7 protein-coding genes are annotated in these 7,630 nt (G+C 36.1%); 1 reads left to right on the top strand and 6 read right to left on the bottom strand.

The genetic code is table 11. The annotated features are described in order from the left end of the window. On the top strand, nucleotides 1-850 hold an 850-nt coding region (locus FVQ77_12345), incomplete at its 5' end, for a hypothetical protein (protein MBW8051104.1). 185 nt (nucleotides 851-1,035) lie between these two features. On the opposite strand, the gene FVQ77_12340 is transcribed toward FVQ77_12345, so the two are convergent. The 6 genes from FVQ77_12340 to pckA form a co-directional block, all read right to left on the bottom strand. Beyond that, the gene (locus FVQ77_12340) at nucleotides 1,036-2,040 is read right to left on the bottom strand and encodes an IS5 family transposase (GenBank protein MBW8051103.1); all 1,005 of its coding nucleotides are present in this window, start codon (nucleotides 2,038-2,040) and stop codon (nucleotides 1,036-1,038) included. 107 nt (nucleotides 2,041-2,147) lie between these two features. Then, nucleotides 2,148-2,444, bottom strand: a complete 297-nt coding sequence (locus tag FVQ77_12335) for a hypothetical protein (protein ID MBW8051102.1) — start codon at nucleotides 2,442-2,444, stop codon at nucleotides 2,148-2,150. Nucleotides 2,445-2,583: 139 nt separating this feature from the next. After that, nucleotides 2,584-3,162 (bottom strand): DUF4202 domain-containing protein, encoded by a 579-nt coding sequence (locus FVQ77_12330; GenBank protein MBW8051101.1) that lies wholly within the window; start codon nucleotides 3,160-3,162, stop codon nucleotides 2,584-2,586. After that, nucleotides 3,155-4,480: an NTP transferase domain-containing protein gene (locus FVQ77_12325; protein ID MBW8051100.1), complete on the bottom strand. Its 1,326-nt coding sequence runs from the start codon at nucleotides 4,478-4,480 to the stop codon at nucleotides 3,155-3,157. Before FVQ77_12325 ends, FVQ77_12330 begins: the two co-directional genes overlap by 8 nt. Nucleotides 4,481-4,487: 7 nt before the next feature. Continuing rightward, the gene (locus FVQ77_12320; GenBank protein MBW8051099.1) at nucleotides 4,488-5,636 is read right to left on the bottom strand and encodes an inositol-3-phosphate synthase; all 1,149 of its coding nucleotides are present in this window, start codon (nucleotides 5,634-5,636) and stop codon (nucleotides 4,488-4,490) included. Between the two features lie 319 nt (nucleotides 5,637-5,955). Beyond that, nucleotides 5,956-7,569, bottom strand: a complete 1,614-nt coding sequence (gene pckA, locus FVQ77_12315) for a phosphoenolpyruvate carboxykinase (ATP) (GenBank protein ID MBW8051098.1) — start codon at nucleotides 7,567-7,569, stop codon at nucleotides 5,956-5,958. Nucleotides 7,570-7,630: the final 61 nt, after the last annotated feature.

Below are 7,630 nucleotides of genomic sequence, written 5' to 3'. Positions count from 1 at the left end.
CAGCCTGTTAGCAGGAGTTTATTCAATAATTGTCAGAGATTCCCTGCTTTGTGAGATCACTGTAAGCGCTACGGTTAACAACACTACTACTCTTTTTCTTACCGTAGATTCAGTAACAAACGTGAGTTGTCCGGGGGGTTCAGACGGAGTTATTTATACCTCTGCAACTGGCGGAACCCCTCCTTATGAATTTAAAATAGATGGAGGCTCGTTCCAGCCAGACAGTACATTTACAGGTTTACCGGCAAATACTTATGATACAATTGTCGTAAGAGATTTCAGCAGTTGTATTTATACGATAAGTCAAACAATTTCTGAACCTTCAGCTCTCGTAATTTCTGTAGATTCAATAACAGGTGTAAACTGTAACGGAGGTGCAGACGGAATTATATATACTTCTGCTATCGGAGGAACACCGCCTTATGAGTTTAGTAATGATTCTGGAAGTTCTTACCAATCTGACAGCGCTTTTACAGGTTTAACGGCAACTAATTATGATATTATTGTAAGGGATGCCAATCTGTGTACCGATACTATTTTTAGCCAGATAATTCCCGAACCATCCATACTCATTGTTTCTGTTGATTCAATAACCGGTGTAAGCTGCAACGGTGGATCGGATGGAATTATTTATTTATCTGCTGCAGGAGGAACACCACTTTATGAATTTAGCAATGATAATGGTGGTTCTTATCAATCAGATAGTACTTTTACCGGTTTAACGGCAACAAGCTATGATATTATTGTCAGGGATGCTTTATTATGTACTGATACTTTAACCGCAATAGTCACCGAACCTGCAATACTTTCAACAAGCATTTCAGGCTTTAATAATGTTAGAAATCTTTGAAAAACTTAAATTAACTAACATGATTTTCTGAATTTTTATTTTTCATTCAGAAATAATTGCAAAATGACTAAAATGACTAAAATTTTTGTTATCGTAAACTATATTTTCTTTTAAATTTAATCTCTTTTTGTCCATAATTTGTTGATTTTCTCTTAATTTTCTATCTTTTTGACCATCGGACACACTTATCCACCCGGTACACTTTGTAGGAGATAATTACCCCGTAAAATATTGTACATTATACAATTCATGTCAAATCTAAGCTGATTGCGAACTTTAGTGGTCGCCATGGCTAAATCATAGTTTAATATCGTTTTCATATATGCAAAAGGATGTTCCACTACTGCTCTTACTTTAGATAATTGTTTATTGCGTTTCTTTTGCTTGTTTGATAATTTACTTCCTCGTTTTGCTTTATCCAAAATTCCATGATAAATACCATTAGCTCTGTCTGTTTGTTTATGTGATGTCTTACAATAAGCTTTATCTCCAAACTTTGACTGCTCATCACCACTAAATAGATTATCCTTTTCATTAATGTCATGTACGCTGGCTGACGTAAATCTTCTTTTGCGTATTAATTTACTTCCATAATCAACGCCTATATGACCTTTATAACCAAAATATTTTTTCCCATTCTTTTCAGTCGAATTTGCATCTGTATCTATTTGTTTGGATGGAGAAGCTTCTAATTTTTTTCTCTTTTCTTTGCTTAATGGCTTGTTCTTTGACTTGATGATGGTAGCATCTACAACGGTTCCTTTTTTCAATATCAAATTATGACCTTCTAATCGCATTGTTATATTATCAAACATCTTATCAAGCAGCTTGTAGCAGATCAATGATTCTTTAAACCGCCATAGTGTTGAAAAATCGGGTATTTCATTACTGAGGTTCATTCCTACGAACTTCTGAAAAGAAAACCTGTCTATCATTTGGTCTTCCAATTCGGGGTCTGATAGATTATACAAATATTGTATAAAAAGTATCTTAAGCATCCATTTAATCGGTATTCTGGGGCGACCTCCTTTTCTTGTACCTGTTTTATCAATAACAGAAACATCTTTCTTTAACTTATCCCAGTTGACAAATTTGTCTATAATTGCCAGCTTGTTTACTACTCTTGATTGTTTATGCCTGCGAGAAAAAATCATGGCATCTGCAAAACTTAATTGATCTGGATTTCTCATAATTACTTTTTTTTAAGTGGATAAAACAGTCCAAATTTATGTATAAAACACTATAAATCAATGGAAAAAAGTGATTAAAAATAAAAAAAATCACAAAATATTTGGTTTTAATATCTCAACCTATGATATTTGCAACTGAACTTTAAATAATGAGGTTTTGCAAAGCCTCCTATAACTAAGTAAGCATCAACATAAGAACTCATTGGTGGTGAATTACCAATCATGAAGTTTTGAGAAATTATCGGTTTAAAATACTCTAAATTATTTGTATTGATAGCTTTTTGATAATTTTCCAGTAAACTAATTATTGTTAATTTATCATTTTTATTTTCTTGAGCCATTAATAATGTATTTATAGAAAATAATAATAATGCTATTATTTTAATATTACTTTTAAATTTCATGTTTTTAAGAATACATTAAGATATTATAAGTTCAAAAGCAGCCTTTATTTGACTTTCAGAGTACGAGGATTTGTTGGCTATAATCCAATTAAGCTGATAATCTGATTTTTGAGTCATATTTTCTGAATGTGCCATAGGATTACTTTAATATTGTTTGTTCACATTCATCAATACAAACTTTCAAAAGGGACTTAACCTCTTTATTTTGATAATTCAATTCTGCAACAATCTTTTTTCCTTCATCCGATAATCTTTTGTATCCCCACAAGCACCGTCTTTTTGTCTCTTTTAGAGTATTGCGTAAAAAATAGAGGGGCAAATTCACCTCAAAATAAGAGATACTATCTGCATCTTTCAGAATATCAATCCTATCTGTACCTCCGGTTTCGTGGTGCCGTACCAAAGAAAACACCTCATCAATCATTTTTTGATCAATGTCACATGCTTGCATAATTTCAGTAAGTATATTAGCGCTGTTTAAGGCATGGGCATCTTTAAATGCATCGTAATCTTTGTAATCTTGTCGCCTCACTTTCCGCTTCTCAATAGCTCTTTCAATATCATGTCCTAAAGCAGCTATTTTTAGACTCTCGTCTGCATCAGGCATTAGTTTCAGCAACCATTCCAACGTGTTTTTTGAATGGATGGGATCTTCAGGAACAAATGATCCTTTAATTATCTCTTCAATTTTTCGTTTTACTAAATCAATCTTATCCATTCTTATATAAAATTAATACCCTCCTCACATTTTCCGCGTTCGTCATAAAAGCAATTAAAATAAGGATTAAAAGAGGCTGATTTACTAATGCCCCAAGAAATATGATGAATGTTCTAACGTCATGTCCTATCCTGAAATAGTGCATTCCTGGTTTGAGTTTTTTCTGCATCAATCCATCATATTTATCTGCTGTATAACTGTTCATAAATGTTCCGACAATTGCCAAGAATCCTATAATAATATACAGGAACCTGCCATCAATCCAATAAACATGGTAAGTCAACCCAAACAGAAGAAAAGCATCTCCATAACGATCCAAAACAGCATCAAACCATCCACCAAACTCAGAAGCTTTAAACTTCAATCTGGCTATTTCGCCATCACATCCATCAATAACAGATGCTATTTGAGCCAGGGTTCCTCCTATAATTAAATTAATATATCCCCCTAAAATGAAGAATACTGCACCGATTACCCCTAATATAAAAGCCAGTATTGAAATATGGTTGGGTGCAATTTTTGTGTTTAAAAGTAATCTGGTTAATCGTATAGACAGAGGCCTGTTTAAATATCTTGAGACAGGTCCGTCAGAAGCTTTTTTTAAACCGCTAATGAGCAGGTTCTTGGCTTTACTAAATGCCTTTTCATCATCAACATCGATCCAGTAACTATCCTGGATATCAAATGTTTTTGCATTACCCTTACCGGAAAGCATCCTTATTCCTCCGGAAAGAGTGCTGTCACCAGTGGATAAAAAACTATCTTCAATAGCATGAAAAAGAACAGGAGAACAGAGAAAAATTCCTGTGTCGTAAGCATTATATTCTTTTATTTCTTTCCCAATTGCTTCTATTTTAGCTCCATTTATAAGGACTTTAGTAACGTCTTCAATATCAACCAATTTGCTTGACTCAATATTGCGATCAACAGCAAGGATAATTTCATCCTCAGAAATTTGTTCTTTTTTCAGACCTTCCAAAATGGAATAGTCAAAAAGATGGTCTGCCATCAGCAGAATAAATGGCTCTTTGATCAAGTCCCTTGCTTTGAGCACGGAAATACCGTTACCCTTTTCCCATTCTTCATTGATAACATGAGTGATATTGGTATTTGTTCTCTGCCCTAACTTATCGAGATAAAGTCTTACTTTCTCTCCTTCATAACCTGTTACAACAAAAAAGTCATTAATGCCACTTTCCCTTGCAGTTAGTATTGTACGTTCAATGAGAGTCAACCCTAAAAGCGGAACAAGGGGCTTTGATTTCCCCTTGTTAGATAATCTGCTTCCCCGGCCTGCTGCGATGATTAAGCATTTCATTACATTTTTAGTTCTCCATTATTCCTGAGACTAATTCTGATGAGATTTTGAGTGATGTATTATTTTTACCGTTAATGAATTCTTCCGTCAACTTAAAAGCCTCATCATCTGTAAATTGTTTCGGTGGGTGCTTCATAAGAAAAGCCGATGGCCCATGAAGAATACCTCCCTGACCTCTTTCAAGAGCAAGCTTGCAGAATCTAATTGCATCAATGGATACTCCTCCTGAATTCGGAGAATCTTCAACAGACAACCGCAATTCTAAATTCATAGGTACATCTCCAAAAAGTTTTCCTTCGATTCTAAGGAAACATATCTTATTGTCTTTTTGCCAGGGCACATAATCGCTGGGGCCAATATGGATGTTGCCGTCATCAAGCCTTTCTGCAAGAACAGACTGTACCGCTTCAGTTTTTGAAACTTTTTTTGATGCAAGCCTGTCTCGGTTCAGCATATTAAGGAAGTCCGTGTTACCACCAGTATTTAACTGATAAGTTCTTTCAATTTGAGCGCCTCTTTTATTAAAGAGATCAGCCAAAACTCTGTGAGTAATTGTTGCACCGACCTGAGCTTTTATATCATCCCCAATTATGGGTAGTCTTTTGTCTTTAAATTTTTCTGCCCATTCAGGATTACTGGCTATAAATACAGGCATGTTATTGATGAATGCCACACCTGATTCAAGGGAACATTTGGCATAAAACTTTGTTGCTTCTTCCGAGCCTACCGGAAGATAATTAATTAAAATTTCAGCTCCTGATTCTTTTAATACATTGATTACATCTTCTTCCGATGCTTCTTGTTCATCACTTATAACGAAGGTCTGCTTATCGTCATAATTCTTCATGTGGTAGGAAAAACCATCCAGAATTTGCCCCATTGTTACGGTGACTCCCGCTTTTGGTACATCTTTACAAAAAACGGTAGTGCAGTTAGGCAGTTCAAAAATAGCCTCAGACACATCTTTGCCTACTTTTCTTTTGTCAATATCTAAAGCGGCAACTACTTCAATATCACCAGGCATATAACCACCTATATCCCAGTGCATCAACCCTATTGCATCTTTAGCATTTTTGTTTTTGTAATATTCAATTCCTTGAACTAATGAACTGGTACAGTTTCCAATACCGATAATTGCTATTTTAATTTTTTTCATATCATTTTGATTTTAGTTAAAGTAATTATTCTCTATTTTTTTCTTTTAATATATCTCTTATTTCCGCAAGTAATGCAATGTTTTTTGGCGTAGGAACACTCGTTTCCTTTTCATCTTAAACTTTTCTTAAGCATAACCTGATTCCCTTCTTAAATAGTTGGGGGACTGAACTTTAAAGAGTGTTCAAAAAGCTGACAAAGATACTATAATTAACTTGCCCTTTGGCATAAATTTTCAAAAATACGAAGCTAGGGATTTTTCTATTCTCGTTCTCTAATTAAAATACATCAAACATCTCCCATCAACCATCTTCCATTTTTTAAGCCTCCGCCATCACCTTCGGAGCGCCAGCCGATATTTCTTCATTGGCAAAATCGGCATACTTCTCAAAATTCTTTATAAAAGCTTCTGCCAATTCATTTGCCTTTGTATCATAGGCATCTTTGTCAGACCATGTGTTTTTTGGATTTAAAACTTGTGAAGGAACCCCGGGACAAGACTGGGGTTTTGAAATACCGAAGATATCATGAGGAATATATTCAACATTGTTTAGCTTGCCTTCCAGGGCAGCGGTTATCATTGCCCTGGTAAGCGCTAATTTCATACGGGATCCTACGCCATAGGGACCACCGGTCCACCCGGTGTTGACTAACCATACATTCACTTTGTTTTCACTCATTTTTTTGCCAAGCATTTTGGCATAGGTGGTTGGGTGTAAAGGCAGGAAAGGAGCGCCAAAACAAGCTGAGAATGTAGTTTGGGGTTCAGTGACGCCGGCTTCTGTGCCTGCCACTTTTGCTGTATAACCCGATATAAAGTGATACATTGCCTGGCCGGCATTTAATTTTGCTATGGGAGGTAATACGCCAAATGCGTCACAGGTTAGGAAGAAAATGTTTTTCGGAATACCACCTGTTGAGGGTTCAACAGCATTGTCAATATGATGGAGAGGGTAGGCTGCCCTTGTGTTTTCTGTTACGCTGCTGTTTGTATAATCTATTGTTGTTGTGCCTTTATAAAACCTTGTATTTTCAACTACAGCGCCAAAACGGATAGCATCCCATATTTGAGGCTCTTTTTCTCTTGTCAGGTCAATCACTTTTGCATAGCAACCGCCTTCGAAGTTAAATACGCCATCGGCAAGCCATCCATGCTCATCGTCACCAATCAGGTTCCTGTTCGGGTCAGCCGAAAGGGTGGTTTTTCCTGTACCGGAAAGGCCAAAGAAGATAGCTGTATCACCATTTTTACCTATGTTAGCTGAACAGTGCATGGTCAATGTATTTTTTTCGTGAGGTAAGATGTAATTCAACACAGAAAATATACCTTTTTTCATTTCGCCTGCATAAGCTGTACCGCCAATCAAAATGATGTTTTTTGTAAAATTGATGATGACGAAATTTCTCTGCCGTGTTCTATCTGTGGGTGGGTCAGCTAAAAATTCGGGAGCACAGATAATGGTGAAGTTAGGAGTAAATTGAGTGAGATCTTCTCTATCAGGACGTAAAAACAAGTTATTGCTGAAAAGATTATGCCATGCTTTGGTATTTACCACTCTCAAATTAAGCCTGTAATCAGGATGAGCGCCAGCATAAGCATCTCGCACATAAAGTGTTTTACCTTTGAGGTATTCTATTACTTTTTTGTACAATGCGTCAAATTTATCCGGTTCAAAGGACATGTTGGCGCCTCCCCACCAGACCGTATCAGTGGTTTTGGTATCTTTAACGATAAATCGGTCTTTGGGAGCGCGTCCGGTAAATTTGCCCGTATCGCACATCAACGCCCCTGTGTCTGTAAGTTTGCCTTCGCTATTTTTTAAGGCATTCTCTATTAGTTCTGCCGGGGAGAGGTTCCAGTAAACTTTTTCTGCCTGCGTGATTCCCAGGGTATCAATCCCGCAAGCAGTTGATTTGATTCCTGATTCTTCCATTTTTATTTTAGGGGTTTAAGGTGCAAAGTTACAAAAAAATATTTTAAAATTCATTTACATT

This window comes from Cytophagales bacterium, from assembly GCA_019456305.1.
Classification (GTDB): Bacteria; Bacteroidota; Bacteroidia; order Cytophagales; family VRUD01; genus VRUD01.
Note: the sequence above shows the minus strand (reverse complement) of the source record. Positions and strands in the feature narration are given on the sequence as shown.

What these genes read in the sequence shown, in the direction of transcription:
- FVQ77_12340 (MBW8051103.1), bottom strand. Translation starts at nt 2,040, where the DNA reads ATGAGAAATCCAGATCAATTAAGTTTTGCAGATGCCATGATTTTTTCT.
- FVQ77_12335 (MBW8051102.1), bottom strand. Translation starts at nt 2,444, where the DNA reads ATGAAATTTAAAAGTAATATTAAAATAATAGCATTATTATTATTTTCT.
- FVQ77_12330 (MBW8051101.1), bottom strand. Translation starts at nt 3,162, where the DNA reads ATGGATAAGATTGATTTAGTAAAACGAAAAATTGAAGAGATAATTAAA.
- FVQ77_12325 (MBW8051100.1), bottom strand. Translation starts at nt 4,480, where the DNA reads ATGAAATGCTTAATCATCGCAGCAGGCCGGGGAAGCAGATTATCTAAC.
- FVQ77_12320 (MBW8051099.1), bottom strand. Translation starts at nt 5,636, where the DNA reads ATGAAAAAAATTAAAATAGCAATTATCGGTATTGGAAACTGTACCAGT.
- pckA (MBW8051098.1), bottom strand. Translation starts at nt 7,569, where the DNA reads ATGGAAGAATCAGGAATCAAATCAACTGCTTGCGGGATTGATACCCTG.